1 protein-coding gene is annotated in these 425 nt (G+C 71.5%); it reads left to right on the top strand.

Annotated features, from left to right (window positions below; translation table 11 throughout):
• Nucleotides 1-19: 19 nt before the first annotated feature.
• Nucleotides 20-425 (top strand): condensation domain-containing protein (locus tag G3I78_RS48960; RefSeq protein WP_239158496.1); only part of this gene is annotated, 406 nt, incomplete at its 3' end.

The raw sequence follows: 425 nt of genomic DNA, 5'->3' as shown, positions 1-425 counted from the left end.
GTGCCGGTCGACGCCGTTCATGGTCCTCCACGCAGCGGTCGCGGCCACTCTGACACGCTTCGGGGCCGGGTCTGACGTCGTCGTCGGGACGAGCGTGACGACCCGTGACGTCGCCGGGTGGAGCGAGGTCGCCGGCTTGTTCCTCGACACGGTCCTGCTGCGGCTCCGCACCGACGGAGACCCCCGCTTCGGCGACCTCGTGCTGCGCGCGAGGAGAGCAGACGCACGCGCGTTCGCGCACCATGACGCGCCGTACGAGAAGGTCGTACGGCTGCTCGGAGAGGAGCCCGCAGGTCCGTCGCGTGGCGTGGACGTGACGATCGACCTCGCACCAGGTCCGCTCGCGGCCGACCGTGCGTCACTCGACGTCGTCCCCGTCGGAACGGCGCGTGCGCGCTTCCCGCTCTCCTTCGCCTTCTGGACCG

Source organism: Streptomyces sp. SID13726, assembly GCF_010548375.1.
Classification (GTDB): domain Bacteria; phylum Actinomycetota; class Actinomycetes; order Streptomycetales; family Streptomycetaceae; genus Streptomyces.
The sequence above is the reverse complement of the archived record's forward strand: the minus strand, read 5'-3'. Positions and strand labels throughout refer to the sequence as shown.